Origin of the sequence: Streptomyces aurantiaciflavus, assembly GCF_049808595.1 — a bacterium.
GTDB lineage: Bacteria > Actinomycetota > Actinomycetes > Streptomycetales > Streptomycetaceae > Streptomyces.
On the sequence record NZ_JBNCAQ010000006.1, the window covers coordinates 46,385 to 72,620 of the forward strand.

At 69.2% G+C, this 26,236-nt stretch carries 22 protein-coding genes; 16 read left to right on the plus strand and 6 right to left on the minus strand.

Annotation, left to right across the window (positions count from 1 at the left end; translation table 11 throughout):
- Positions 1 to 29 precede the first annotated feature (29 nt).
- Positions 30 to 3,230: a glycosyl hydrolase family 95 catalytic domain-containing protein gene (locus ACPT94_RS08270; RefSeq protein ID WP_425245516.1), complete on the minus strand. Its 3,201-nt coding sequence runs from the start codon at positions 3,228 to 3,230 to the stop codon at positions 30 to 32.
- Positions 3,231 to 4,414: 1,184 nt separating this feature from the next.
- Between ACPT94_RS08270 and ACPT94_RS08275 the strand changes: the two genes are divergently transcribed.
- The 5 genes from ACPT94_RS08275 to ACPT94_RS08295 all read left to right on the plus strand — a co-directional run bounded on the left by ACPT94_RS08275 (position 4,415) and on the right by ACPT94_RS08295 (position 8,668).
- Entirely contained in the window at positions 4,415 to 5,920 is a 1,506-nt protein-coding gene (locus tag ACPT94_RS08275; protein WP_425245517.1) for a transcriptional regulator, read from the plus strand.
- Complete coding sequence (locus tag ACPT94_RS08280) at positions 5,917 to 6,489, plus strand: helix-turn-helix domain-containing protein (RefSeq protein ID WP_425245518.1); 573 nt, start codon at positions 5,917 to 5,919, stop codon at positions 6,487 to 6,489. Before ACPT94_RS08275 ends, ACPT94_RS08280 begins: the two co-directional genes overlap by 4 nt.
- Before the next feature lie 182 nt (positions 6,490 to 6,671).
- Positions 6,672 to 7,385 (plus strand): ParA family protein, encoded by a 714-nt coding sequence (locus ACPT94_RS08285; RefSeq protein ID WP_425245519.1) that lies wholly within the window; start codon positions 6,672 to 6,674, stop codon positions 7,383 to 7,385.
- Positions 7,382 to 8,230 carry a hypothetical protein gene (locus tag ACPT94_RS08290; protein WP_425245520.1) on the plus strand — a complete coding sequence of 283 codons (849 nt, stop codon included), beginning with the start codon at positions 7,382 to 7,384 and terminating at the stop codon, positions 8,228 to 8,230. The genes ACPT94_RS08285 and ACPT94_RS08290 overlap by 4 nt, the downstream gene beginning before the upstream one ends.
- A 126-nt stretch (positions 8,231 to 8,356) precedes the next feature.
- Complete coding sequence (locus tag ACPT94_RS08295) at positions 8,357 to 8,668, plus strand: hypothetical protein (RefSeq protein ID WP_425245521.1); 312 nt, start codon at positions 8,357 to 8,359, stop codon at positions 8,666 to 8,668.
- A 63-nt stretch (positions 8,669 to 8,731) separates the two neighbouring features.
- Here the strand turns inward: ACPT94_RS08295 and ACPT94_RS08300 are convergent, their stop codons facing one another.
- The 5 genes from ACPT94_RS08300 to ACPT94_RS08320 all read right to left on the minus strand — a co-directional run bounded on the left by ACPT94_RS08300 (position 8,732) and on the right by ACPT94_RS08320 (position 13,430).
- Entirely contained in the window at positions 8,732 to 9,205 is a 474-nt protein-coding gene (locus ACPT94_RS08300; RefSeq protein ID WP_425245522.1) for a hypothetical protein, read from the minus strand.
- A gap of 80 nt (positions 9,206 to 9,285) precedes the next feature.
- The gene (locus ACPT94_RS08305) at positions 9,286 to 9,846 is read right to left on the minus strand and encodes a DoxX family protein (RefSeq protein ID WP_425245523.1); all 561 of its coding nucleotides are present in this window, start codon (positions 9,844 to 9,846) and stop codon (positions 9,286 to 9,288) included.
- 497 nt (positions 9,847 to 10,343) lie between these two features.
- Positions 10,344 to 10,736 carry a DUF2267 domain-containing protein gene (locus ACPT94_RS08310; protein WP_425245524.1) on the minus strand — a complete coding sequence of 131 codons (393 nt, stop codon included), beginning with the start codon at positions 10,734 to 10,736 and terminating at the stop codon, positions 10,344 to 10,346.
- Positions 10,737 to 10,902: 166 nt separating this feature from the next.
- The gene (locus ACPT94_RS08315) at positions 10,903 to 11,325 is read right to left on the minus strand and encodes an Hsp20/alpha crystallin family protein (protein WP_425245525.1); all 423 of its coding nucleotides are present in this window, start codon (positions 11,323 to 11,325) and stop codon (positions 10,903 to 10,905) included.
- Between the two features lie 395 nt (positions 11,326 to 11,720).
- Positions 11,721 to 13,430 (minus strand): PucR family transcriptional regulator, encoded by a 1,710-nt coding sequence (locus ACPT94_RS08320; protein WP_425245526.1) that lies wholly within the window; start codon positions 13,428 to 13,430, stop codon positions 11,721 to 11,723.
- A 301-nt stretch (positions 13,431 to 13,731) separates the two neighbouring features.
- On the opposite strand from ACPT94_RS08320, the gene ACPT94_RS08325 reads away from it, so the two are divergent.
- The 11 genes from ACPT94_RS08325 to ACPT94_RS08375 all read left to right on the plus strand — a co-directional run bounded on the left by ACPT94_RS08325 (position 13,732) and on the right by ACPT94_RS08375 (position 26,228).
- Complete coding sequence (locus ACPT94_RS08325; protein WP_425245527.1) at positions 13,732 to 14,259, plus strand: YflT domain-containing protein; 528 nt, start codon at positions 13,732 to 13,734, stop codon at positions 14,257 to 14,259.
- 67 nt (positions 14,260 to 14,326) lie between these two features.
- Positions 14,327 to 16,240: a molecular chaperone DnaK gene (gene dnaK, locus ACPT94_RS08330; RefSeq protein ID WP_425245528.1), complete on the plus strand. Its 1,914-nt coding sequence runs from the start codon at positions 14,327 to 14,329 to the stop codon at positions 16,238 to 16,240.
- A 10-nt stretch (positions 16,241 to 16,250) separates the two neighbouring features.
- Entirely contained in the window at positions 16,251 to 16,835 is a 585-nt protein-coding gene (locus ACPT94_RS08335) for a nucleotide exchange factor GrpE (RefSeq protein WP_425245529.1), read from the plus strand.
- A gap of 6 nt (positions 16,836 to 16,841) precedes the next feature.
- Complete coding sequence (locus ACPT94_RS08340) at positions 16,842 to 17,777, plus strand: DnaJ C-terminal domain-containing protein (RefSeq protein ID WP_425245530.1); 936 nt, start codon at positions 16,842 to 16,844, stop codon at positions 17,775 to 17,777.
- Positions 17,777 to 18,145 (plus strand): chaperone modulator CbpM, encoded by a 369-nt coding sequence (locus ACPT94_RS08345; RefSeq protein ID WP_425245531.1) that lies wholly within the window; start codon positions 17,777 to 17,779, stop codon positions 18,143 to 18,145. The genes ACPT94_RS08340 and ACPT94_RS08345 overlap by 1 nt, the downstream gene beginning before the upstream one ends.
- Entirely contained in the window at positions 18,136 to 20,775 is a 2,640-nt protein-coding gene (gene clpB, locus ACPT94_RS08350) for an ATP-dependent chaperone ClpB (protein ID WP_425245532.1), read from the plus strand. The genes ACPT94_RS08345 and clpB overlap by 10 nt, the downstream gene beginning before the upstream one ends.
- Positions 20,772 to 21,230, plus strand: a complete 459-nt coding sequence (trxA, locus tag ACPT94_RS08355; protein WP_425245533.1) for a thioredoxin — start codon at positions 20,772 to 20,774, stop codon at positions 21,228 to 21,230. Before clpB ends, trxA begins: the two co-directional genes overlap by 4 nt.
- A gap of 6 nt (positions 21,231 to 21,236) precedes the next feature.
- A complete protein-coding gene (locus ACPT94_RS08360) occupies positions 21,237 to 21,497 on the plus strand; it encodes a UBP-type zinc finger domain-containing protein (protein ID WP_075033266.1) in 261 nt (86 codons plus the stop codon).
- A complete protein-coding gene (locus tag ACPT94_RS08365) occupies positions 21,497 to 23,278 on the plus strand; it encodes an FAD-dependent oxidoreductase (protein WP_425245534.1) in 1,782 nt (593 codons plus the stop codon). Before ACPT94_RS08360 ends, ACPT94_RS08365 begins: the two co-directional genes overlap by 1 nt.
- Positions 23,279 to 23,325: 47 nt before the next feature.
- Positions 23,326 to 23,823, plus strand: a complete 498-nt coding sequence (locus tag ACPT94_RS08370) for an Hsp20/alpha crystallin family protein (RefSeq protein ID WP_425245535.1) — start codon at positions 23,326 to 23,328, stop codon at positions 23,821 to 23,823.
- A 473-nt stretch (positions 23,824 to 24,296) separates the two neighbouring features.
- On the plus strand, positions 24,297 to 26,228 hold the full coding sequence (locus tag ACPT94_RS08375) for an MFS transporter (protein WP_425245536.1): 1,932 nt from the start codon (positions 24,297 to 24,299) through the stop codon (positions 26,226 to 26,228).
- The last annotated feature ends 8 nt before the right edge of the window (positions 26,229 to 26,236 follow it).

Below are 26,236 nucleotides of genomic sequence, written 5' to 3' on the forward strand. Positions count from 1 at the left end.
CCCGCGGCCGCCGTCTCCGCTCGCCGCCTTCAGGGCTTGATCGGCTTCACCTTCCTGTCGGAGCCGTTCACCCGCACGGTGATGTTCCCCTGGTTCCGTGCCCGGTCGGCCACGATCTTGTAGGAGGTGACCTTCCCGTCCCGCCATTCACAGCTGACCTCGTAGCCGCCGCGGGCGCGGAGCCCGGTGAAGGAACCCCTGGCCTTCCAGGCGTCCGGCAGGGCGGGCAGCAGGTGGATGACGTCGTCGTGGCTCTGCAGGAGCATCTCGGCCACGGCGCCGGAGATGCCGAAGTTGCCGTCCATCTGGAAGGGCGGGTGGTTGCAGAACAGGTTGGGCAGCGTGTTGTAGGTCAGCAGTCCGCGCAGCATGATCTGGGCGCGTTGCCCGTCACCGAGGCGGGCGAAGAGGGCTGCCCGCCAGGGCCAGGTCCATGAGCGGCGGCTGTCGCCCGACACCGTCGCGGCCGTGAACGGAACACCTTCCTTCTCGCCGCACCGGGCCTTGAGCGAGACGAGGGCGGCCGCCGCGAAGTCGGGTGTCTTCGGGGTGATCTGGCGGCCCGGGTAGACCGCGAAGAGGTGTGAGGTGTGGCGGTGGATGTCGGTGGGGCTGTCGATGTCCTCCTGCCACTCCTGCAACTGACCCCACCTGCCGATCTTGTTCGGCGCGAGGCGTGCCTGCATGTCCGCCACCTTGGCCCGGTAGGCGGGGTCGGCCTCGAGCGCCGCCTCGCAGTCGAGGTAGTTCTGGAACAGGTCCCAGATGATCTGCTGGTCGTACATGACGCCGTCCTCGCGCGGCCCGTGTTCGGGGGACCAGCCGTTGGGCGCGACGAGGAGTCCGTCCTCGCGCTCCTTAAGGTGGTCCTCCCAGAACTCGCAGATCTCCTTGATCATCGGGTACGCGACGGTACGGAGGTACCTCATGTCCTGGGTGAACGCCCAGTGTTCGTAGAGGTGTTGTGCGTACCAGGCGCTCGCGACGGTGTTCCACTCCCACGCGTTGCCGCCGAAGATGCTCTGGCTGGTGCGGGCGGTCCAGCCGCGTGTGTCCTTTCCGAAGGCGTTGCGGGTCGCCACGCGGCTGGGCACCGCCACCTGCTCGATGAACTCGATGAGTGCTTCGTGGCACTCCGGCAGGTTCGTCGTCTCGGCTCCCCAGTAGTTCATCTGGATGTTGATGTTGGTGTGGTAGTCGGAGGCCCAGGCCGGTGAGTTGCTGTCGTTCCACAGGCCCTGGAGGTTGGCGGGCAGGCCGTTCGGACGCGAGGAACTGATCAGCAGGTACCGGCCGTAGTCGAACATCGCCTGTTCGAGGGTCGGGTCCTCTCCGCCCGACGCGTAACGCGCCAGCCGGGCGTTGGTGGGCAGGGCGACGACGGCGTCGTCGGAGGTGCCCCAGTCGACGGAGACTCGGTTCATGAGCGCGCGCATCTCGGCGGCGTGCTCGTCGCGCAACTCGGTGTAGGACCGGGCGGACGCTCTGTCGAGTGTCCTGGCGATGACCGGTTCGGGATCGGTTCCGCGCCACCCGGCGGCGGCGTCGAGCTTGTAGTCGGTGCGAGCGTCGAGAAGCAGGGTCAGGGTGGTGCAGTCGGTGAATCGGAGCATTGATCCGTCGGCACTGAAGTGTCCGTCGGTGTCCACGACCTGGACGGTGCACGCGTGCTTGAGGCCGTTGCCCATGACTCCGCTGAAGGCGATCCGCCGGGCGTCGGCATCGACGGTCGTCGGGGCGCCTTGCTGCGCGGACGTCAGAGAGATGACCCCGGAGAGTCCCCGTTCCCTTTCCGACCTGTATCGGAAGATCATGACGTCGGCGGACCGGCTGGCGAAGGCCTCCCGCAGGACGCGCCGCCCCGGTGCGCCGAAGCGGGTGACATGGACACCATCCACGAAGTCCAGAGCACGCTGGTAGTCGACGACCGCGCGCTGCGTGCGCGTGTCGAACCCCCTGCCTTCCAGGGCGACTTCGGCGATCTGGAAGCCGGTGGACGACTCGCCGGGGGTGAACGTGAGCCGGTAGGTGCGGTAGGCCGTGCTGTTGGTGATCCGGAACGTCCGGGTCTCGCCGCGGTCGGTGAAGGGCGCTCCGGGGTTCTGCGTGTCGAGGGTCACCCAGGCCTGTCCGTCCTGCGAAGCCTCCAGCGCCCATCGCCGGGGATCGTCCTGCGGACGGTCCGGGGCCGCCGTCAACGCGTACGAGGTGACAGCGACCGCGCGGGGCAGGTCGGCCTGCCAGACGACCGCCGATGCGGCAGCGTCGACCCGCCAGACCGTCGCCGGATCGCGGTCCACCGAACACGAGATGTCCGCGGCCTGGGATCCGGCCCCGGCACCGGATCCCTCGGAATGCCCGCTCGGTGACGACAGATACATCGCGGCGCCCTGTAGGTCGACGCCGGACAGGCCGATCTCGCCCACCTGGAAGTGGCTGACCCCTGCCTTGGGGACGAAGTCGAACCGGTAGAAGCGGTACGACCCGCTGGTGGCGCAGGTGAACTCCTTCGTCTGGAAACGGCTCTCGAAGGGCGCCGCCAAAGTGCGGCTGTCCAGCGTGGTCCAGCTGGCGCCGTCGGCGGAACCGGACAGCGTCCACTCCTGCGGGTCGCGCTGCGGCACGTCGTTGGCACTCGTCAGACGGTAGGAGGCGACCGCGCCGGGTTCGGGGAGCTCGACCTGCCACTGCACCCTCGAACCGGGCCCGTCGATGCACCACTTGGTGCTCGCGTTGCCGTCGTACGACTTCTCCACGCCCTCCGACGAGGAGGTGCGGTACGGCCCCCCGGGGGCCGTGACCTTCGCGCGGTCGGCGAAGGTGACGACGACGTCGCCGAAGTTCCGGTACGAGCCGAAGCCGGTCATACCGGTGTCGAACGCACTGTCGGGCTTGCCCGCGAGCGCGTTGTCGTAGTTGTTGACCCCGCCCCACAGACTCTGCTCGTTGAACTGGATGCGCTCCTGGTCGGGGTCGGCGAACAGCATGGCGCCGAGACGGCCGTTGCCGATCGGCAGGGCCTGCGACTGCCAGTCCAGGGCGGGGACCGAGTACTTCAGCGCCTTGCGCGACAGGGCCGGCCACCGGACGGCCGCCGCCGCGGCGGAAGTGGCGGCGAAGGCCGGCCCCGCTGGGGTGCCGCCGGCCAGCTGAGTGATCAGGGGTGCGAGGGCGAGGGCGCCGCCCAGCTTCAGGACGCTTCTTCGCTGCGGATGGGACGCATGGGTCACGGCAAGATCTCCCAGCCATGGGTGTTCGACACGAGGGGAAGTGCAACCTCTTCGAGTCCTCCGAGGGGCACGTCATCTTTGCCGCGACATAGATCGGATGTCTAGGGGGCTGCAGCACCAACTCATGTGACTTCCACCGGCAGCACAACAAGCCATCTGGCGTGATGAGAAACGAACTTCCCGCACCTCGACTGCGTTTGGAAGCAGCAGAGGACAGCGAGGAGCTCCCCCAATACATCGGATGTCGAGCCACCTAGACTGGCCGTGCCGATGAACGCCAGGGCCGGCCCGCACGCCAACAGCCCACGACCCCGGCGCCGCCCCGCGCTCCTCCCCGTCCTCCGGTTCAGCGGCGACCGCCGGCCGCTCGTCGCGGATGGTGCCGGTCGCGCGGCGCAGCTTCGCCCGCAACCGGGTACCGGCGTGGGGTGCGCGCCGCCTCGGGGAAGGCCTCGTGTCTGGCGACTTCGCAGCGCTGGCCCCGCCAAGAATCGACAGAGGAGCACCGATGTGGACATGCCTCGCAATTCATCGACCGCGGATCGGCACCGGTCGGCGACGCAAGCACAGGGCACGACTACCACCCTCATTGCCAGAGGGCATCGACACCACGCCTCACATCGCGCCTCCCACCAGGCACTTTCCAACCACCCTTCCGTGACACGGAAACCGTATTGCGCCCCCACGCAGCCCTTCCCGACGATGTCGCCACGACCCAAAGACGGGAGCCGAACGCCCATGCCTCACATGACCGCCTTCGCCAGGAACCAGTGGTACAGCTAGCGGACCTTTCTGACCTGCGCTTATGCGAGGCGATGAGGCTGTGACCTGCTAGGACGGGTTGCAGAGGCGTTCGGAGGCAGTCAGAGGAAATCGCTCTGATTCGACCCCGGTTCGACCCGGGTCGCTCGGAGGCAGTCAGAGGCATCAGCCCCTGAAACTGGCCTTTGAGGGACCGGAGTTGGCCGGTGTGGATCACGAGTGGGCGACTTTGGCGGTGCTCTGTTTCGATCTCGGTCGAGCTGCGATGGGGACGCCTGCCTCCGCTCGGGGCCGGGCTTACGAGGGCTTCCAGGACGGCCATCCTGGGGACCTTGCCGGCGCCGATGGAGGTCGGTTCCGGACACCACCCGTGGTTTTAGCGGGCCTGGGTGGCGTCCACGTCTTTGCGAGACGACCCCACCGTGACAGACAGCACTCATCACGCCCTCTCTCAACGAAACTCCACCGCATTCCGCGGCATTGTCGGCCGCGCCCAACTGCCGTCGGCCGCGACCGATCTCATTCTGCTCGGAGACCTCACCGGCCGCTACGCCACCGGCAGTTACAGCCGGCTCTCCTCCGACGGGCGGACCGTGATGCCGCGCGGGGACCGCCAGGGCGCAGCCGAGCACGGCCACCGGATCACCGCGGCCATCGCCTGCCACGTCGCCCGCGCCGGCGGCAGCATCGACCAGCTCACTCAGCTCCTGCTGCACCCCGACCACGAAGGCGGACGGCACACCCGCAGCATCGCGCTGCGCTCCGGGCAGGCACGCGCCCTGGACTACATCGACCGGGTCTGGACCAGCGCTGCCAAGACGATCAGCATCACCGCGGCACTGAGCTCCCGGCACGACGCGTACGAGGTCCTCGCATCACTGCGCGACCGGATCGAGACGACACCGTGGCGTGGTGAGCGAGGACGGACCGCGCTGCGGGTGCTGCGGGCGCACCTGAACTTCGCCGAGATCGCGGGCGGCCCCCTGCACCACTCCAGTGAGCGGCAGACCGCGGAGGAAGCCGGAGTCTCCCGCACGACGCTACGGGTCGTCTACGAGGCGATCCTGAAGCCGGGAGGGTGGTTGCGGCGTCTGCGGGTGGGTCATGGCCGGGAGGGCTCGACCTGGTACCTGGGCGACGGCAACATCGCGGGTCACGCTGACCCGGCTCTGTTGTCTCGTTTCCGGTCCACTCAGTTCCCCCCCGACCCGGCACTTGGGGAGTGGACCACCTCTGAGACGGCCACAACGGCCGACATCGACTCCACCGTCCTCAGCCGACTCATGGGCCACGACGCCTTCGCCCACCACGGCCTCGGCAGCGCCGCCCTCGTGATCATCAGCGCCCTGCATGTGCGCCCGGACCAGACGGTCATGGAGCTCGTCGGTACCTCCTCGGTCTCTCGCGCCACCACCTACCGGACCCTGAAACGCCTCGCCGACCACGGCCTCGTCCAGCACACCGGGGAGACCTGGACCCTCGCACCGCGTGCGCTGGAGGGATTCGGCATCCGCCTCCCGGACGCCGACACCGGCCACACCGCAGCGCCGGCACAGGGCTGGGACAGGGTCGCCGAGCTACACGGCACCTGGGGCGGCGCGGCGCGGCGCAAGGCCCTGCACGCGGCCGAGCGGGCGGCCTACCAGGAGGCACTGGACCGGCTTGCGGAACACCGCAGCAGGGCTCTCGTGATCGTCCGCGACGGCCGTCAGGTCCTGGTACCCATGCCGCATCCCGACGAGGTCCCGCCAGCGTGGGACGCCCCAGACGGGCGGGTCCTCGACCCGGCCACAGGACATCCGGCCGCCGACTGGCGGGTCGCCACCGACGGCCGCCTGATCCTCATCACCCCCGCAGACCAGCGCAGTTACGACGAGCTGGCCGCTGCCCATGCCGAAGCCCTCAGCGAATGGGAGTCCGTCGCATGAACCCACGCCCCCCACTCACCTCCGACGCAAGCGACGCGGTGACGCCCCAGTCCCTGCGCGAGCAGTACGAGTCCGGTGCCGCGGTCGACGAACTCGTCGCCGCCAGCGGCCTGTCCTACGGCACCGTCCTCAACCGGCTGCACGACGCCGGGACCGAGATGCGCACGCCGTGGCAGACCCGCAGGATGCGCCAGGACCCACAAGCCCGCAAGCGACTCGCAGCCCACCTGCGCACTCTCTACGAGCAGCACGGCGCGACCCTCACCGAACTCGCGGCAGGCGCCGGGGAGACGAGACGTGCTGTCCGGCGCCTGCTGATCGAGGCCGGCGGCACCGTGCGCACCACCCAACAGACGCTGCGGATACGTGCCGCAGCCCGGGCCACTGAACGGCACAAGCTCGCGCTGTCCCTGCGGGCCCGGTACGAGGCCGGAGCCACGGTGCCGGCACTCGCCACGGAGTGCAGCTACTCCATCGCCACCGTCTACCGGCTCCTGCACCAAGCAGGCACCCCCATGCGGCCCCAACACCGCCACGGCCCCACTCCCCGCGAGAGGGAACGGCCATGAGCACACCCGACCAAGCTCTCCATCGCTCCGCCCACCAAATTCCTCAGCTGCGCCGCCTCTCCGAAGGCCATCCCGGCTGCAGCCACGGCGCGCGGGCACCTCCCCTGTCCGCACGCCGACGTGCCTACCGAACAGCTCCGCACGAGACAACGCCCCTTCCCGATTCAGGAGATCAAGCACACGTGAACGAGAACACCCGTCACAAGACCCTGGCCGCCGCCACAGAACACGTCTGGGACGCGTTCGTGATCGTCGTCGGCATGCTCAAGGGCGGCACCGGCAAGACCACCTCGGCCTGGTTCATCGCCCTCTACTACGCCGTCGTCCTCGGCCTGCCCACGCTGCTGCTGGACGCCGACGCGACCAGCCAGTCCGCCTACGACTGGTTCAAGGTCGCCCAGGCCGCCGGCTTCGAGGTCCCGGCCAACCTGGTTGTCGAGCGGTACCCGTTCGACGACATCGCCGAGTACATCCGTACCAAGCGCGCCGAGTTCGGCGCGATCGTGGTCGACGCCGGCGGCGGCAGCGCCCGGATCTTCCACGAGGCTGTCACCGAGGCGAACCTGCTGCTCGTACCGGTCGCCCCCACCAAGATCGAACGCCGCAAGCTCGTGGCCACCTTCGACGAAGCCGAGCGCGCCGCCGCCCGCAACACCCGCGACGTCGCCGCCCACGTCGTGATGGTCAAGGCCGACGACCGCACCAGCCTGCCCCGCACCGCCAAGGACAACCTGCTGGAGCCCACCCAGGGCGAAGGCATCGGCCCGGACCGCGACGAGCCCTTCCCCCTCGCCGAGACCACCATCCACTCCTGGGTCCACTACATGGAGGCCTTCGGCGAGATCCCCACCGAACTGAGCGAGTACGCCGAACTGATGAAGGAGCTCACGGCATGAGCGAGCGCATGAAGCCCCCCACCCGCCGCACCGGCCGCACCCTGGGCGGGGCCAAGAAGACGGCACCGCCGCCGCCTCCCCCGGCCGCCGAGCTCACCCCGGAGCAGTACGCCGCCGAACAGACCACAGCCGAAGGAGACGGCCCTCCCCCTGCCAGCGAGCCGCACGTACAGCCCGCTCCTTCCGCCGTTCCGGTCGGGGCATCGGCGCAGGGTCGTACCGAGGCGGCGCCCGAAGTGGCGCAGACCTCCGCCCAGCCAACCGTCGAGGCCTCGCCGAGCGCCCAGGTCCTGGAGCCAGCAGCCAGTCAGCCAGTTCGCCCGGCTGTCGCCCCCGAGGCGGGAACAGAGTCCGCGGGGATTCCGGTGGAACGGCAGGTGACACCTGTGGTCCCGGCTCCCGAGCGTGCAGCACCTGCGCTCCAGCCGACGCAGCCGACCGGACCTGTTGAGCAGCACAGCCCGTCCGCAACTCCTGGCGCAGCCTCGGGCGCCGAGGTGGCGCTTCGCCCGGCAGTTCCTCCGGCGGCAGGCGGCAACGGGTTCCCGGTGAGGACCGATGTTCCACGGGCTCACCAGGAACAGAACGCTCGATCACAGGCAGCGCCCAGCGAAGGAACACCGTGGGCTCAGGGATCCGGCCGTCCCAGGGACATTCCTGAGACCGCCGTCGTTCTCAACCAGCGCATCATCGCGCGCGAGAGCCTCGACTCGTCGGTCCCCGCTGCGCTGAAGCTGAAGAAGCGGATCAAACGCTTCGCACTGGACAACGAACTCGATCACCTGCCCATCGGCGACATCGTCTCGGTCGCGCTGGACGAGTGGCTCACCGCCCGCGGGTTCTAAGCCCGACTGCAGTGCACGAGGGGCGGTCGCCCCATGCCGAGGTGCGGCCGCCCCTCGTGCCGACTATTCCAATAGCCCAGTAGGCGGATAGCTATCCGCCTAGCCGAACCGACCGGAGCAGCTCTCGTGCCTGATCACTCCCCCTACGCCCGCCGACTGCGCGAAATCGCCGACGCGCTCGACGCCGAGTTCCAGCCAACCGACGACGCTCTCACCCCGCACCAGGACACCCTGAACATCATCAAAGACCGGCACACCAAACGAGGGCAGCTCAACCACGCCGTCCCTGAAGTTCTTCAGTTCCAGCGCCGGATCCGCCGGTGCAACGCCGACACCGACATCCCTCACGGTGACATCGTCGCTCTCGCCCTTGACGCCTGGCTTCGTGCAAAGGGCTACCCACCGGATCTCAAACCGCCGGGGCCGGAAGTCCTTTAACCAGCCGTCTCACAGCGGAAGCCACTGGGGCACCGTACGTCACGGTGAGGTTGGCTCTGCCCATCACTCCAGGTCCCGTTCAGTCCTCTGCGGGGTGCCCTGGCGAATCTTCATGTCCGCCCCCAGCCGGGCGATGACGCTCGATTCGACATAGGGGTGTTGGCCTTGGTGGTAGTCGTCTCGTAGCTGCATTCGTTCGTACCAGTGCCACACGATCAGCTCAAGGTCGTGCTCCATCAGGAAGTTCTGGAGGAACGCCTTCCTCACCAGAATCGCCCGGCTGTCATTCCCAAGTTGTTCGTAGTGGGTAAACATGGGCGCGCCGGCAGAGTCGAGCCAGCTGGGCCTCGCATATCGAAGGTCAATCCCGCGGCCTGTTGGATGAAGGTCGCGGGCAGGACAACACTTGCGGCGACCTTCGTCGACCTCCTCCCCCGCCCGCTGCGGGAACGGCTCGTCGGCAGCTTCACCATCTACCGCGAGCCCGCGGCCCCCGCGGACGTCAAGGAGAAGGTACGGGAGGGTCTCACAGGCCACGCACACGGCGAACTCCCGGCGCGACTCAGGCCCCGGTGCCGGGGCGTACGCACTCCAACGGCACTGGGGCCCGGTCGTGGTCAGACTGGGATACGGATCTTCAGGCGCTGCTTCGGATGCCGCGCATCGTTCCACTGCGGTTGGTCCTGCTCCCTCGCCAGCCGCCGTCGGCGCATCATGACGAACGGCAGGGCGGTCAGCAGGCCGAGCGCCGCGGCGTAGAGGCCATACGGCCACGGCCAGCTCAGCCCGAACAAACGGTCGAGCGATACGCCGCCCGGTCCGGTGAACGCGACTCCGAGCGCCGTGACCGCGTAGAGCAGCGGGGTCTCGTAGCCGCCGTTCTGCACCCACAGGCCGTTTCGCATGTGTGTGGCGGCCGCGGCGGTCATCGTGCCGACGATGATGGCGGCGGCGAGCGGGGTCAGCAGGCCCAGTGTCAGCAGCAGGCCACCGGTCAGCTCGGCGAGGCCGGCCAGAAGAGCCAGGCGACGTCCTGGCCGGTAGCCGACGCTGTCGAAGAAGGCGCCCGTGCCGGCGAGCCCGTGCCCGCCGAACCAGCCGAAGAGCTTCTGGGCGGCGTGCCCGATGAGCAGCATTCCGACGATGACACGAATGAGGAAGAGTCCGACAGCCATCATTGCCCCTCCTTCACACGTCCCATAATTCCCTGATTGCGGGGATGCGAATGATTCCCTGATTGAGGGGTGCGAACGTCACGCGCGTCGGGCCATCAGGTCCTCAGACCTGCGCGGTCCAGGCATGCGCCGCTCTGGTGTCGGCGTCTGGTGCCGCTCCGCGGTACCAACTGTGCTGACTGGCGCGGGGCTTCCTCGCAGGGGCCGCGGGATCACATCCGTGATCAGGTCATCCAATGTGGTCCCGGGCTTACCGAACCTCTCGAAGGCGTCCCCCCACCACTCGAAGATCTGCCCGCACCTCAACAGGGCTTGCCAGCACCTCTTGAGGACCGATGACGCTACGGACAGGAACATCACCATCACCCCATTCGGAGAGGAATGTCCATCTCAAGGACGAGGAATACAACCGCAAGGCCCGTGGGGGCTGATGCGCCCCGTTGGGCGTTGGTAGGCCGGGTCACCCACCTCCGCTGGCCGTTGCTCGGCACGAGCACACCTCATGTGCGGACAGGCGATGAGGCCGCAAGCCGGACCCGGCCGAACAGCAGGGCGTATCCGGGCGGGAGCAGACGGATGATGCGCTCTGTGAGCTCGTCACCCGCAGCGTCCGCCACCACGCTCAGGACCGAGCTGACGTCCCAGCGGGCAGTCGTGGGAGTGGCTCCATCGATCCGGGCCGCCACACTGTCGACGAACTGCGCACCGGTCAGCGGTTTGATGACGGGTACCTGCTCGGCAATGACCGCGGCGGCCTCGACAGGCAGCCGCTTGACCAGATCGGCCTTCGCGGGACCGGTCAGGTGCCCGCCCAGTGTGGAGAGCACGATCTTTATGATCCGCTCGGCCTCCTTGGTGGTGGAGTACCCCCCGCGCTCGCGCACTTCCTCCACGAGTTCACTCCATCGCATCTCCGGTATCCCTTCCTTCATTCTGTTCGCCGGTCTCCGGGCCAAAGGCGCCGACGACGATGTCAGACGGTGCATGCAGGAGGGGGGCCGGCTGCCGGCCCCGGCAGTACAAAGCGAGGGCTCCTACCGGGAGCCGGTGCAGCCCGTTTCAGGCGTCGATCCGCTTCGGAGGCTCGCCACCCGAGATCTGGATCTTCCGCGACTTGGCTTGCTCGGCCACCGGGATGCGGAGCGTAAGGACCCCGGCGTCGTACGAGGCGTCGATCCGCTCGGTGTCGAGGCTGTCGCCGAGGAACAGCTGGCGCCTGTACGTCCCGGTCGGGCGCTCGGCTGCGATCAACTGTGCCGCATCCGGTGCCGGCGAGCGGCGGTCAACGCGGACGGTGAGGATGTTCCGGTCGACGTCGAGGTCGATGGCCTCGGGGTCGACGCCCGGGATGTCGAAGTGGACCACGAATGCGCCATCCGCGCGGTATGCCTCCATCGGCATGGCGGTGGGCCAGGATCTCGTACCGAGCGCCTGCTGGGTGGGTCGATCCAGTTCACGGAACGGGTCGGTACGCATGAGCATCACTGGTCATCTCCTTTCGAACGACGGATCCGGTCTGCGATGCCCGTACACCATTCATATAGCTCAGAGAAGAAAACTTGACAAGCATGGGCTCATATTTCCCTGGCCTGGACGGCTCTCGTGCCTCTTGCGGAGGGAAGCCGGGCCGGTGCCCTGGGAGGGTCTTCTCCACCCACGGGCGCAGGACGCCCACAGGTGCCGCGTCTGTCTGCCACGCGATGACCTGCCCTTTGTGGAGCACCAGCAGGGTGGGCACCATCTGTACCTCGAATAGCCGGGCGGCTGGGGGACTGGTCGACATCAACTTTGACCAATGTGATGTGTCCGGCGAGGTCAAAGGCGACCATTCGACTGCCTGACTGACCCGCTGCGCCGACCCCTCCGGGTATCCGCGATCAGCTCCGCCCATCCAGGATGATCTTCCATACGCGCGTTGCCACCTGCAGATTGAGCCGGGTGTCCACATCCGCCAGGTCGCGGTCAGCGATCTCACGGATGCGCTGCAGCCGGTAGCGCAGGGTGCTGCGGTGGACCGTCAGCGCGGCGGCCGCATCGTCGTAGTTGCCTCCGCAGTCGAAGTAGCGCGAGAGCGTTTCCACCAACTCCGTGTCGTGCCCTGCGTCGTAGTCGATCAGCTGGCCGAGCCACTCTCGCACGAAGCCTTCGAGTTCCCGGAGATCGTTGCCGGGCCCCAGTATCCGGTACAGCCCGAGGTCGTCGAAGAACGTCGTCCCGCTGCGCTGGCGGGAGTTCTGCCGCACCTCCAGGGCCCGCAGTGCCTCCTGATAGCAGCGGGGAACGCCGTCCGGGGAGTCGCAGCGGGTGCTCACCCCGATCGCGCCGTCGGGCCTCCCCAGCTCATGGGCCAGCGCCGCGTGCACCGCATCGTGGTCGGGCCTCGCTTCGGTCAGCAGAACCACGCGGTCACCGCGACGGGTGATCAACGGACGGGCCGCCGTCGTGGCCATTGCGTGCTCGACGGCCCGGGTGAAGGAGTCGTCTGCGGCGTTGCCCGGCCAGTGCACCACGACCACGTAATGGGTACGTTGCAGGTCGTGGCCGAGGGCTTCGGCCCGGGAGTAGGCGCTCTTCTCGTCAGTGCCCTCCAGCAGGTCGTCGATCAGCTGGCGGCGCAGCCGCAGTTCGACCTCGGTGAGCTCGCGCATATGCAGGAGCTCCTGAGCGAGCACGCGCTGGGCGTGATCCAAGGCGAACATGGTGTGCTCGTCGGCCGTCGCCTCGGGGTCCTCGAGGGCGAGTACGCCGAGGACGTCGCCTCGTGGCCGGGCCAGGGCGATCAGCCGGGCCTTGACCCTGACCGGGCCAGCCTCGCGCGCGACCTGGCGCAGCATCTCTTCCTGGTAGGTCGGGGACCGCACCGGATGAGGGGCGGGCTGGCCGGGACCGGCCCAGGACCTCAGGTTGCCGAACTGGTCCTCGATGAGCGCTGACAGCCCGGTGAGCTCGTACAGCGCTTGGGTGATGGCGTCCTCGCCGCCGCCCCGGGCAGCGACACGGGCGAGGGTCTCGTGCACGGTCTTCTGCAGGTGCAGCTCGGAGCGCATCGTGTCCAGCTGCCGCAGTGCGGTGTCCCGTTCGGTGCGGAGTCGGCTCAGTTCGCCGGCGTTGTCGTGCTGCGAGGCGCGCGTGGCCGCCAGTGACAGGGCCGCCGATGTGAGTCCCACGAGGGTCGAGAGGAGGAAGTGCCCCTGCTCATCGGGTCCGGAGTGGGAGGAGACCACGATGTAGCCGAGCAGACCGCCGGCCCCACGCAGGCCGAAGGCCCAGTTCCAGGACCGCTCCGGAAGGGATACGGAGCCGTCAGCCTCGCCCAACTCTTTCATGCGTGCGTCGTCGATCGTTGGCGCTCCCGCGTCGTGGCCGGGGACGCGAGACAGACCGTCGCCCGTCGCGAGGTATCCGGCCTCGGCGTTGTAAGGACCAAGGGCACTGACGTGCCGCATGGCCAGACGCACGATCTCACTCTGCTCCGTGCAGGTGAAGAGGGTGCGGGACAGCACCAGCAGCCCGTGCGGATCCAGCACCGCGAGCGGACGGGGGTCGCGCCGTTCGGTGCCCGCGGTGTCGCTCGGGAGACGGGACACTTCCCGGCCGGAGACGTCAGAGGACAACCTCTGTGACGGACGGCGGGCCATAGATCACTCCGTTCTCCGGTCTTCGGAGGCGATCGAGTGAATCGTGGGATCCACGCCTTTGCGAGCCCCACGTACCCAGCCTGGGCAAGGTCATCCGGCTTATCAGGATGTGGCCTTGTTCTCCTGGAGTGACTCACTGCGTCGATTCCTGACCTGCCGGGTGCAGGCGGAGCGCGCTGCTCTCTTGCAACTCTGGGCCTGTCAGGGATCGCCGGGGCGCACCGGTGGCCGTGGCAGGAAGGACTGGCTGATGAACGAGCAGGTCCGCAGGACCATCGCCTCGTACACGACCTACCAGGAGGCGGAACGCGCCGTCGATCACCTGTCCGATCAGGGTTTTCCCGTCGAGAGGGTGGCCATCATCGGGCAGGACGTGCGCCTGGTCGAGCAGGTGACCGGCCGCATGGGACATGGCGGGGCCGCGCTGCAGGGCGCGGCGAGCGGTGCCCTGCCCGGCGCGCTGATCGGGTGGATCTTCGGGCTGCTGAACTGGTTGGACCCGGTCGTGTCGGGGCTGCTCCTCGCCTTGTACGGGCTGGTCTTTGGAGCACTTGTCGGTGCTCTGCTCGGCCTGCTGGTGCACGCGGCCCAGCGTGGCCGCCGGGACTTCGCGTCGGTGAGCTTCATGCAGCCCAGCCGGTACGACGTCGTCGCCGACGAAGCGGTCGCCGACGAGGCGGTGCAGCTACTGGCCGAGTTGCCCAGCGGGACCGGTACCGGCACAAGCAGCGGGGCTTGGAAGAGCAGCCGCCCGCGAAGCGGTCCCGCCGTCACCTGATCGAGTGCGGAAGACCGGGCGCGACTCCGAGGGCGAACGGGGCCGCCCGTCGCGGAAGGAGTTCCTCATGGCCAAGGCAGTAGGCATCGACCTGGGCACCACGAACTCGGTGATCGCCGTCTGGGAGGGCGGCGAGTCGGCGGTCGTTCCCAACAGCGAGGGCAACCGCACGACGCCGTCCGTGGTGGCCTTCACCGACACCGGCGAGCGCCTGGTGGGCCAGCTGGCCCGCCGACAGGCGATCCTCAACCCCAAGGGCACCATCTACTCGGCCAAGCGGTTCATCGGCCGGCACTTCGACGAGATCTCCGAAGAGGCCAAGGCCGTCGCGTACGACGTGGTCGAGGGAGACGGCGGCGCCGCCCGCTTCAAGGTGCGCGACAAGCTCTACGCGCCTGAGGAGATCAGCGCGCAGGTGCTGCGCAAGCTCGCCGACGACGCCTCCAAGCAGCTGGGCGAGCGGGTCACGGAGGCGGTCATCACGGTGCCCGCCTACTTCAACGACGCCCAGCGCACCGCTACCAAGGACGCCGGACGGATCGCCGGCCTGGAAGTGCTGCGGATCATCAACGAGCCGACCGCGGCCGCTCTCGCCTACGGCATGGACAAGAAGCAGCACGAGACGGTGCTCGTCTTCGACCTGGGCGGTGGCACCTTCGACGTCAGCATCCTCGATGTCGGCGACGGCGTGGTGGAGGTACGGTCCACGGCGGGTGACAGCCATCTGGGCGGCGACGACTTCGACCGACGGCTGGTCGACCAGCTCGCCGACGGCTTCCAGAAGGAGAACGGCATCGACCTCCGCCAGGATCCGCAGGCCCTGCAACGCCTGTTCGAGGCCGCCGAGAAGGCCAAGACCGAGCTCAGCTCGGTGACCCAGACACAGGTCAGCCTGCCGTTCATCACGGCCGACGCCTCCGGGCCCAAGCATCTGACCACGACGATCATGCGGTCCACGTTCGAGCAGATCACCGGCGACCTTGTGGAGCGCTGCCTGGGCCCGGTGCGGCAGGCCATGGACGACGCCAAGGTCAGTGACAGCGACATCGACGAGGTCATCCTCGTCGGCGGCTCCACACGCATCCCCGCCGTCCAGGCCCTGGTGCGGAGGCTGACCGGCGGCAAGGACCCCAACATGAGCGTCAACCCCGACGAGGTCGTGGCGATGGGCGCCGCGATCCAGGCCGGGGTCCTCAAGGGCGAGGTCAAGGATGTCCTGCTGCTCGATGTCACCCCGTTGTCACTGGGCGTGGAGACACGCGGTGGCGTGATGACGAAGATCATCGAGCGGAACACCACCATCCCGGTGCGCCGCACCGAGACCTTCTCCACCGCCGAGGACAACCAGCCCGCTGTCGATGTCGTCGTCCTGCAGGGCGAGCGTGAGAGGGCGGCCGACAACCGGGTCCTGGGTCGCTTCCAGCTCACCGACATCCGCCCCGCGCCGCGCGGCGAGCCGCAGGTCGAGGTCACCTTCGACATCGACGCCAACGGCATCCTCAACGTCACCGCGCGGGACAAGGACACCGGCAAGGAGCAGGGCATCACCATCAGCGAGAGCTCCAACCTGGACCGAAGTGAGGTCGAGCGGATGGTCCAGGAGGCCGAGCGTAACCGCGGCGAGGACCAGGCCCTGCGCGAGGCCGTCGACGCCCGCAACGAACTGGACGCCATCGCCTACCAGGTCGAAAAGCGCCTCGGCGAACTCGGCGACGCCGCGCCCGCACACGAGAGGGCCCGCGCCGAGATGCTGGTGGCCGAGGCCCGCGAGGCGGTCAAGAACGAGGCCGGGGTGGACAAGGTCCGGCCGCTGACCTCCGAACTCCAGCAGGTCTTCGCCGGGCTCGCGGCCCACCAGGCGGGAGCCGCAGCGGGTGGCCCGGCGGGCACCGGCTCACCGGACGGATCCGGTACCGGCGGGGCCGCGCCAGGCGGCGCCGGGGACGACGACGTGATCGACGCCGAGTTCGACAAGGGCTGAGGTGCCCGCCATGCCCATCCCACCCCGGGACCGAGAGCCCGACCCGCCGCCCGAAGGCGCCGTACAGCCGCCGCGCGGGGACCTTGAGCAGTCCGGACCGCCCGCCGAGGAGGCCGAGCCGGGGCCCGACGCCGCATCCGGCACCGCCGCACCCGAGGACGAGTACGCGGCCGCGCTGCGAGAGGCCGAGGACCGCTGGCGCCGCGCCCTGGCCGACCTCGACAACCTGCGCAAACGCCACGCCAGGGAACTGGAGCGGGAGGCCGCGGCCGAACGCGCCCGTACGGCTGCGGCCTTCCTGCCCGTCGTCGACAACCTGGAACTTGCCCTGAGCCACGCGGCCGCCGACCCCGGTGCGATTGTCGAAGGTGTCCGGGCTGTGCGTGACCAGGCCGTGAACGTCCTGGAGCGGCTGGGCTACCCGCGCCACGCAGAACGGGGCGTGTCGTTCGACCCGGCCCGGCACGAGGTGGTCGGCGTGGTCCAGGATCCCGACGCCGATCCGAACACCGTGGTCCAGGTGCTGCGACCCGGTTACGGGGAGGCCGAGCGGCAGCTGCGGCCTGCCGCCGTGACTGTCGCGAAGCGGGAGTGACCGTCCATGGCACGCGACTTCTACGAGGTGCTCGGCGTTGCGCGCACCGCCGACCGGGACGAGATCCAGCGGGCTTACCGCACCCTGGCCCGCAGGTACCACCCCGACGTCAACAAGGACCCCCAGGCGGAGGAGCGGTTCAAGGAGATCAATGAGGCCTTCAGTGTCCTGTCCGATCCGGAGCAGCGAGCCCGGTACGACCGCTTCGGCGAGGACTTCCGGAAGGTCCCGGAGGACTGGGAGGAGCGGGTCGCCGCCGGTGCCGGAGCCGGAAGCGGCTTCTGGGGGACCACCGGCGGCGGTCCCCGGGTGAGGTACTCCACGGCAGGCTTCGGGGGCGAGGGGGTCGATGTCGAGGATCTGTTCGGCTCTCTGTTCGGCGGCGCCGGGCGGATGCGTGTGCCCGGCGCCGACCAGGAGGCCGAACTGCCGCTCACCGTCGAGGAGGCCTATCGGGGCGGCCGCCGTACGGTCACCCTCGCCGGGCCGGCCGGGCAACGGCGCTACCAGGTGGACGTGCCGCCCGGCACCACCGACGGGCAGCGCATCCGGCTGGCCGGGGAGGGCGGGCGTGGGAGCGGCGACGACGCTCCCGCCGGGGACCTGTACCTGAGGGTGCGGATCCAGCCGCACCCCGAGTTCCGCCTCGACGGCCGGGACGTCCACGTAAGGCTTCCGGTCACCCCGTGGGAGGCGGCGCTGGGCGCGACCGTGCCGGTTCGCACGCCGAGCGGTGCCACGGCGAAGGTGACCGTGCCCGCCGGGTCCTCCAGCGGACGGCGCCTGCGGCTGCGCGGCGAGGGCATGCCGGGCCCTCGCGGCGCGAACGGAGACCTGTACGCGGAGCTGCGGATCATGGTGCCGCCCCGGCTGAGCGACCGGGAGCGCGAGCTGCTGGAGGAACTTGCCGCTGTCTCCTCGTTCGACCCCAGGAGGACCTGATGAGCGACCGACCGGCCGAGGCCCGCCCGTCCCACGCACGCACGCACGAGGTGGGCGTGCAGTACGCGATCGTGCCCGTGCCCAGGCTCTCCCTGGAGACCGTGGCCCGCCGCTCAGGCCTCCATCCCGACCTGATCCGTCGGTTCGTCGCCCTCGGACTGGTGGACGCCGGCCGTGACGCCTCCGGACGGCTGGTGTTCGCCCCCACGGCCCCGGCCGCCCTGGCCCGCGTCCAGCGGCTGCGCACCGGGCTGTGCCTGAACTACGCATCCCTCGGTCTGGTGCTCGACCTGCTCGACCGCATCAGCTTGCTCGAAGCCGCGCTGCGGCGTGCAGGCGTGAGGAGTGATCTACCACCATGGACATGAACCGCCTGACACAGAAGTCCCAGGAAGCCCTGCAGGAGGCCCAGAGCGCCGCAGGCCGCCTGGGCCACACCGAGGTCGACGGCGAGCATCTGCTCCTCGCCCTCCTCGACCAGGAGGAGGGCCTGATCCCGCGGCTGCTGCAGCAGGCGGGCACCGAGCCCGAGGAGTTGCGTGCGGCCGTACGCGAGGAGCTCTCCCGCCGGCCCAAGGTGACCGGCCCGGGCGCGGCACCGGGGCAGGTCTTCGTCACCCAGCGCCTGGCCCGGCTGTTGGACGCGGCGGAGCGGGAGGCCAAACGTCTCAAGGACGAGTACGTGTCCGTGGAACACCTGCTGCTGGCCCTGGCCGAGGAGGGCTCGGCGACCGCCGCCGGGCGCATGCTGAAGGAGCACGGCGTGACCCGGGAGTCCTTCCTCGGCGCGCTCACCCAGGTCCGCGGCAACCAGCGCGTGACCTCCGCCAACCCCGAGGTGGCCTACGAGGCCCTGGAGAAGTACGGCCGCGATCTCGTCGCCGAGGCCAGGACCGGGCGCCTCGACCCCGTCATCGGCCGGGACGCCGAGATTCGCCGCGTCACCCAGATCCTCAGCCGCAAGAGCAAGAACAACCCTGTCCTGATCGGCGACCCCGGCGTCGGCAAGACCGCCATCGTGGAGGGTCTGGCCCAGCGCATCGTGCGCGGTGACGTGCCCGAAGGACTGCGCGACAAGACGGTGTTCGCCCTCGACATGGGCTCGCTCGTGGCGGGCGCCAAGTACCGCGGCGAGTTCGAGGAGCGCCTCAAGGCCGTGCTGAGCGAGGTAAAGGCCGCCGAGGGGCGGATCCTGCTCTTCGTCGACGAGTTGCACACGGTTGTCGGCGCGGGCGCCGCCGAAGGTGCCATGGACGCGGGCAACATGCTCAAGCCCATGCTGGCACGCGGTGAACTGCACATGATCGGCGCGACCACCCTGGACGAGTACCGCAAGCACATCGAGAAGGACGCCGCCCTCGAACGCCGCTTCCAGCAGGTCCTGGTCGACGAACCCAGCGTGGAGGACACCATCTCCATCCTGCGCGGCCTGCGTGAACGCCTGGAGGTCTTCCACGGTGTCAAGATCCAGGACACGGCGCTGGTCGCGGCGGCGACGCTCTCCCACCGCTACATCACCGACCGGTTCCTGCCCGACAAGGCCATCGACCTCGTCGACGAGGCCTGTGCCCGGCTGCGTACGGAGATCGACTCCATGCCCGCCGAACTCGACGAGGTCACCCGCCGGGTGACCCGCCTGGAGATCGAGGAAGCGGCCCTGTCCAAGGAGACCGACGCCGCCAGCAAGGCCCGCCTGGAGGAGCTGCGCAGGGAACTGGCCGACCTGCGCGGCGAGGCCGACGCCAAACACGCCCAGTGGGAGGCCGAACGGCAGGCGATCCGCCGCGTGCAGGAACTGCGCCAGGAACTGGAGCAGGTCCGCCACGAAGCGGAGGAGGCCGAACGCGCCTACGACCTCAACCGCGCCGCCGAACTCCGCTACGGCCGCCTCCAGGACCTGGAACGCCGGCTCGCAGCAGAGGAGGAACAACTGGCCGCCAAACAAGGGCAGAACCGGCTGCTGCGCGAGGTCGTCACCGAGGAGGAGATCGCCGAGATCGTCGCCGCCTGGACCGGCATCCCCGTCTCCCGCCTCCAGGAGGGCGAACGCGAGAAACTGCTGCGCCTCGACGAGATACTGCGCGAGCGCGTCATCGGCCAGGACGAGGCCGTCAAGCTCGTCGCCGACGCCATCATCCGGGCCCGCTCCGGCATCCGCGACCCTCGCCGCCCCATCGGCTCGTTCATCTTCCTCGGCCCCACCGGCGTCGGGAAGACCGAGCTGGCCAAGACCCTCGCCCGGGCCCTGTTCGACTCCGAGGAGAACATGGTCCGCCTCGACATGAGCGAGTACCAGGAGCGGCACACCGTCAGCCGGCTCATGGGGGCCCCGCCGGGATACGTCGGCTACGAGGAAGGCGGCCAGCTCACCGAGGCCGTACGCCGCAAGCCGTACTCGGTCGTGCTGTTCGACGAGATCGAGAAGGCACACACCGATGTCTTCAACACGCTGCTGCAGATCCTCGACGACGGCCGCATCACCGACGCCCAGGGCCGCACCGTCGACTTCCGCAACACCGTGATCATCATGACGTCCAACATCGGATCCGAGCACCTCCTCGACGGCGCCACCGCCGAGGGTGAGATCAAGCCGGACGCCCGTGCCCTGGTGATGGGCGAACTGCGCGGGCACTTCCGCCCGGAATTCCTCAACCGCGTCGACGACATCGTGCTGTTCAAACCGCTCGGCGAGCGGCAGATCGAGCGGATCGTGGAGCTGCAGTTCGACGAACTGCGCCGCCGTCTCGCCGAACGCCGCATCACCGTCGAACTCACCGACGCGGCCCGGGAGTTGATTGCCCACCAGGGCTACGACCCGGTGTACGGGGCCCGGCCACTGCGGCGTTACATCTCCCACGAGGTCGAGACACTGGTCGGGCGGGCCCTGCTGCGCGGTGACGTCCAGGACGGCGCCAAGGTCCGCGTCGACGCCGAGCACGGAGAGCTGGTGGTCACCTACGACCAGCCCGAGGACGTGAAGGGAGCGAGGGCGGCATGAGTACCGTGCGAGCCACCAACGTCACCTGTCCGCACTGCGGGCGCACCAACCGGGTACCCGTGGCCGCCGAGGGCCGCCCCAGGTGCGGCAACTGCAAGCAGCCTCTGCCGTGGATGGCCGACGCGGGCGACGACGACTTCACCGAGGTCGTCGAGCAGGCCACCGTGCCCGTCGTCGTCGACTTGTGGGCCACCTGGTGCGGCCCCTGCCGCATGGTGAGCCCCGCGCTGGAGAAGGTCGCCGCCGATCTCGCGGGAACGATCAAACTGGTCAAGGTCGACATCGACAGGAACCCGCGCCTGGCGCGGCGGTTCGAGGTCCAGGCGGTACCGACGCTGCTTGTCCTCGACAAAGGACAGACCATCGCCCGACAGTCGGGTGCCGCACCTGCCCCCGCCCTGCGGCAGTGGGTGGAGCACTCGATCGCGGGCCACGAACCGGCCGGGAAAGGGTGATCAGCCATGACCGTACGGACCGACCCCCACCTCGCCCTCGTACGCCCCGTCACCCCGCGCGCTCCTGGGTGCGAGGAATGCCTGGCCACGCGTTCTCCCTGGGTCCACCTCAGGCTCTGCCTGACCTGCGGCCACGTCGGCTGCTGCGATTCCTCGCCGAACCGGCACGCCCGCCGTCACGCCGCCGCCGACGGCCATCCGATCGTGGCCTCGCTGGAGCCCGGCGAGGACTGGCGGTGGTGCTTCGTCCACGAGGCGTTCGTGTGATGCCCGGCGACGAGACGCGGCCAAGCGCAGCGCCGGTGCCGGACGAGACGCTGGAGAGCGTCCCCTTCGAGACTCCCGACCTCTACGGCGCCTATCCCCGTCTGTCGGACGACCAGACGGCCCGCCTGGCGCAGCATGGCCGGCGGCGCGCGGCTGACGCCGGTGACGTGCTGATCCGGGAGGGGGAGCGGTGCGAGACGTTCTACGTCGTCCTCAGTGGCTCGGTCGCCATCGTCGAGGGATACGGCACGCCTGGCGAACGCCTGCTGCGTGTGCACGGCCCCGGCCGCTTCATCGGCGAACTCGGACTCCTGAACGGACAGGTGGCCTTCTACACCGCCGTGGTCAGGGACCCCGGCGAGATCCTCGCCCTGTCCATGGATCAGCTGCGTGACCTGGTGACCCGGGACTCCATCCTTGGTGATGTGGTGCTGCGCGCCTGCCTGGGCCGCCGTGCCCTGCTCGTCGGGCAGGGCGCCGGTTTCCGCATCATCGGCTCGCGTTATTCGCCCGACACCCGGCGGCTGCGCGAGTTCGCCGCCCGCAACCGGCTGCCGCACCGCTGGATCGATCTGGAGACGGACGAGGAGGCCGAGGCGCTGCTGCGCCGCTTCGCGGTCGGTCCAGAACAGACGCCGCTGGTGATCTGGCGTGACGCGACCCTGCTGCGTAATCCGAGCAACGCCGAACTGGCCCGGTTGATCGGCTTGCCGCCCCTGCCCTTGGGCAACGGCCGCGGCGATCTCCTCATCGTCGGCTCCGGTCCCGCCGGTCTCGCCGCCGCGGTGAACGCCGCCTCGGAGGGCCTCGGCACGACCGTGGTCGAGGCGATGGCTACCGGCGGCCAGGCCGGGACATCCTCCCGCATCGACAACTGCTTCGGCTTCCCGTCCGGCATCTCCGGTGCCGAACTCACTGAGCGCGGGGTGCTGCAGGCGGGCAAGTTCGGCGCCCGGATCAGCGTCCCGGCGGAGGCGGCCCGCCTCGAACCGCGGGACGGCCACTACGCCGTCGGGTTCGCCGACGGCAGCGAGATCACCGCCCGCACCGTCATCCTGGCCACCGGCGCCCGCTACCGCCGCCTCCAAGTGCCCGGCATCGAGCCATTGGAAGGCGCGAGCGTCCACTACTCGGCGACCGTCTACGAGGCCCAGCAGTGCCGCACCGACCCGGTGGCCGTCGTCGGCGGCGGCAACTCCGCAGGCCAGGCCGTGCTCTTCCTGGCCGGGTACGCACCGCAGGTATATCTGCTCGTCCGTGGGCCGAGCCTCGAGGCGCACATGTCCCGCTACCTGATCGATCAGGTCGAGCGCCACCCGCGGGTGCGCGTGCTGCTGCACACCGAGATGACCGAGGCACTCGGCGACAAAACGCTGGAGGCGGTCGACGTGGTCGACCACCGTACGGGCGAACACCGCCACCTCGAGGTGCGGGCCCTTTTCGTCTTCACCGGCGCCGACCCCCACACCGAGTGGCTGTCAGGCGCGCTCGCCCTCGACGCGCGCGGCTACGTGCTCACCGGCGCGGAGGCGCAGGCCTGCTCCGTTCCCGGACTGTGGCAGAGCCAGGGTCGCGACTGCCTGACGCTGGAGACCAGCCTGCCTGGCGTCTTCGCCGCCGGCGATGTCCGCAGCGGATCGGTGAAGCGCGTGGCCTCCGCGGTCGGCGAAGGCGCGATGAGCGTCCACTTCGTGCACCGCTACCTGGGCCGCACGGCCGTGCCCGGCGGCACCGACAGCTCCCCGCACACCCGTCCGAAGGAGTCCGCTTGGCTCGCATGACACCCAACGGGCGACGAGATCACGAGAAGGAGAAGGAGGCGATGGGAATGACCACACCCGTCAGGCGCCACCGCGGTGGCGCAATGCAGGACAGGCCCCTTGGCTGGGCACGCAATCCGCTGACGGAGTTCGACCAACTGCTCAGCGAGATGAGCGGACTGATCGAATCCACGGTGGGCGGCGCGGCGGCCCCAGTCGCGTGGACACCCCTGGCGGATGTCACGGAGTCCGACGACGCCTTCCACGTCGAGATCGAACTCCCCGGCGTCAAGAGCAAGGACATCGACGTCGAAGCGAGCGGCCAGGAGCTGGTGGTCACCGGAGAGATCAAGGAGAAGGAACGCAAAGGCGTCCTGCGCCGGAGCACCCGCCGCACCGGAGCCTTCGAGTACCGGCTGCGGCTGCCCGGAGAGGTCGACACCGAAAAGATCAATGCGCAGATGTCGGACGGGGTGCTCACCATCACCGTCCCCAAGGCCGAGGTCGCAAAGCCCCGGCACGTCGAGATCAGCGAGACGAGTGAAAACACCGGGAGTAGCGGCTGAGACGCGAACGCCGCGGTTCCGGACACCCGTCCGGCACCGCGGCCGGCCGGCGAGGCTCGACATCCGGGGTGACTTATGAACGACGTCTCGTATGACAACCCCTCATGGCGGCGGAGACTCGGGATGCGACTCCCCACTGGCTTCCTTCCGGCGCCGCAGGCGCCAGGCGCGCAGCAGCCGAAGGGGGAGCAGGCCCAGCGGGGCTCGCCGGCCCATGTCCGCCTGGTCCTCGCGGTCGAATGCCCGTGCGTAACGCTCGGCGTCCTGGGCCGTGGGATATCGCTTGCTTCCCTCCGCTCCGCAGCCACGCGCGCAGTGCCAGAGCATCGTGTCGCCCTCATGGAGAAAGCGGAAACGGTGTCCCAGAAGGTGGCAGCGCAGCACGGAAGACCACCCTATGCGGACCGGTCCCGTCCGGCCTGTTCTGTCCCTCTTCTGGCAACAGCTCGTGGCCCTGAACGAGGAGGCATGGCATGACCACCACTGGCGAGCTCGGTATCGTCACGACCAAGGTCCCCGCCCGGCTTGACCGGCTGCCGTGGTCCGGGTTCCACTGGCGGATCGTCATCGGTCTGGGAACCGTCTGGATCCTGGACGGACTCGAAGTGACGATCGTCGGGGCGGTTGCCGCCCGTATGACCGAGCCGGGCAGCGGCATCAACCTGACCAGCGCCGACATAGGCACTGCCGCGGCCATCTACGTGGCAGGCGCATGTGCGGGCGCCCTCCTGTTCGGGAGACTCACCGACCGCTACGGGCGCAAGAAGCTATTCATGCTCACGCTCGGCATCTACATCCTCGCCACCGTCGCGACCGCGTTCGCCCACGACGCCTGGTACCTCTACCTCGCCCGCTTCATCACCGGTATGGGCATCGGCGGAGAGTATGCCGCGATCAACTCGGCCATCGACGAGCTGATTCCTGCCCGCAACCGCGGGCAGGTGGACCTGGCCATCAACGGCAGCTACTGGGTCGGTGCGGCGCTCGGCAGCCTGGTCGCCGTGCTGCTTCTCAACGAGAGTCTGCTGGCAGCCGACCTCGGCTGGCGGCTGGCCTTCGGCCTGGGCGGCATTCTGGGCCTGGGCATCATGCTGGTACGCCGCCATGTGCCGGAGAGTCCGCGCTGGCTGTTCATCCACGGGCATGAAGACGAGGCTGAACGCATTGTCGACCGGATCGAGGCCGAGGTGCGCCAAGAGACCGACCGCGCGCTGCCGGAACCGGGCGAGGCGGTCACCGTACGGCAGCGCGACGTCATCCCGTTCACGGAGATCGCCGGCGTGGCTCTGCGGCGGTACCCGCGTCGCGCCGTTCTCGGTCTGGCGCTCTTCGTCGGACAGGCGTTCCTGTACAACGCGATCGTCTTCGACCTGGGTACGATCCTGAACGGCTTCTTCGACATCGGCTCCGGCTCGATCCCCTACTTCCTTGCCCTCTTCGCCATTGCCAACTTCCTCGGACCACTCCTTCTCGGCCGACTGTTCGACACCGTCGGCAGAAAGCCGATGATCGCGGGCACCTACTTCGGCTCGGCAGTCGTGGCAGTCGTCCTCGCCGTCCTGCTGGCCAACGGCTCCCTCACCGCATGGTGGTTCTTCCTACTGGTCTCGCTGACCTTCTTCGTGGCGTCCGCGGGAGCGAGCTCGGCCTACCTGACGGTGAGCGAGGTCTTCCCCATGGAGACCCGAGCCCTGTCCATCTCGCTGTTCTTCGCGATCGGCACGGCCGTGGGCGGAATCACCGGCCCGCTGCTGTTCGGCCACTTGATTCACAGTGGCGATGCCAACCTGGTGGCCATCGGCTTCCTCGTCGGAGCGGCAGTCATGGCGCTGGGCGGACTGGCCGAGGTCTTCTTCGGTGTCCGGGCCGAACAACAGTCCCTGGAGAACATCGCCCGGCCGCTCACCGCTGAGGAAACCGAGGCAGCCTGGCGCAACGAGCCCGCGCCACAGGACGCACGAGACCGCCTCCGGCCCGCGCACGTCCGCCAGGCCGCGCACGAGCGGGAACTGCGGATCGCCGACCGCACCGCCCGCCGCCGGGAGCGGGAGCGCGCCGGAGCCCGCCGCTACCGCCCGGGCACCGGACCGGGCAGCACCCTGTACTCGCCGGGAATGGCCGGCACCGCGGGCCCGGCAAGCCGTACGTCCGCCATGGCCGAACAACGCCTCGACGACGAGATCGAACAGATCACCCACGCGCTCCAAGAAACCGGCCCGACCAGCCGCGACCAACTCGAACAGGCCGTGGACGGCCGTTCCTGGGGCCCCGGGCGCTTCCGCCGTGCGCTGCGTGAATCCGTGCGAGAGTCCCGCGCCAAGGGCCTTGCGAACGGCAGCTACGCGCCGACGGACGGACCCGGCCGACCACACGGGGCACCGGGCGACCCCCATGACCAGCGGTGACCGGAGCG

What these genes read in the sequence shown, in the direction of transcription:
- dnaK (WP_425245528.1), top strand. Translation starts at nt 14,327, where the DNA reads ATGGCCAAGGCAGTAGGCATCGACCTGGGCACCACGAACTCGGTGATC.
- ACPT94_RS08325 (WP_425245527.1), top strand. Translation starts at nt 13,732, where the DNA reads ATGAACGAGCAGGTCCGCAGGACCATCGCCTCGTACACGACCTACCAG.
- ACPT94_RS08365 (WP_425245534.1), top strand. Translation starts at nt 21,497, where the DNA reads ATGCCCGGCGACGAGACGCGGCCAAGCGCAGCGCCGGTGCCGGACGAG.
- ACPT94_RS08305 (WP_425245523.1), bottom strand. Translation starts at nt 9,846, where the DNA reads ATGATGGCTGTCGGACTCTTCCTCATTCGTGTCATCGTCGGAATGCTG.
- ACPT94_RS08360 (WP_075033266.1), top strand. Translation starts at nt 21,237, where the DNA reads ATGACCGTACGGACCGACCCCCACCTCGCCCTCGTACGCCCCGTCACC.
- clpB (WP_425245532.1), top strand. Translation starts at nt 18,136, where the DNA reads ATGGACATGAACCGCCTGACACAGAAGTCCCAGGAAGCCCTGCAGGAG.
- ACPT94_RS08340 (WP_425245530.1), top strand. Translation starts at nt 16,842, where the DNA reads ATGGCACGCGACTTCTACGAGGTGCTCGGCGTTGCGCGCACCGCCGAC.
- ACPT94_RS08375 (WP_425245536.1), top strand. Translation starts at nt 24,297, where the DNA reads ATGACCACCACTGGCGAGCTCGGTATCGTCACGACCAAGGTCCCCGCC.
- ACPT94_RS08290 (WP_425245520.1), top strand. Translation starts at nt 7,382, where the DNA reads ATGAGCGAGCGCATGAAGCCCCCCACCCGCCGCACCGGCCGCACCCTG.
- ACPT94_RS08345 (WP_425245531.1), top strand. Translation starts at nt 17,777, where the DNA reads ATGAGCGACCGACCGGCCGAGGCCCGCCCGTCCCACGCACGCACGCAC.
- ACPT94_RS08370 (WP_425245535.1), top strand. Translation starts at nt 23,326, where the DNA reads ATGACCACACCCGTCAGGCGCCACCGCGGTGGCGCAATGCAGGACAGG.
- ACPT94_RS08335 (WP_425245529.1), top strand. Translation starts at nt 16,251, where the DNA reads ATGCCCATCCCACCCCGGGACCGAGAGCCCGACCCGCCGCCCGAAGGC.
- trxA (WP_425245533.1), top strand. Translation starts at nt 20,772, where the DNA reads ATGAGTACCGTGCGAGCCACCAACGTCACCTGTCCGCACTGCGGGCGC.
- ACPT94_RS08315 (WP_425245525.1), bottom strand. Translation starts at nt 11,325, where the DNA reads ATGCTCATGCGTACCGACCCGTTCCGTGAACTGGATCGACCCACCCAG.
- ACPT94_RS08280 (WP_425245518.1), top strand. Translation starts at nt 5,917, where the DNA reads ATGAACCCACGCCCCCCACTCACCTCCGACGCAAGCGACGCGGTGACG.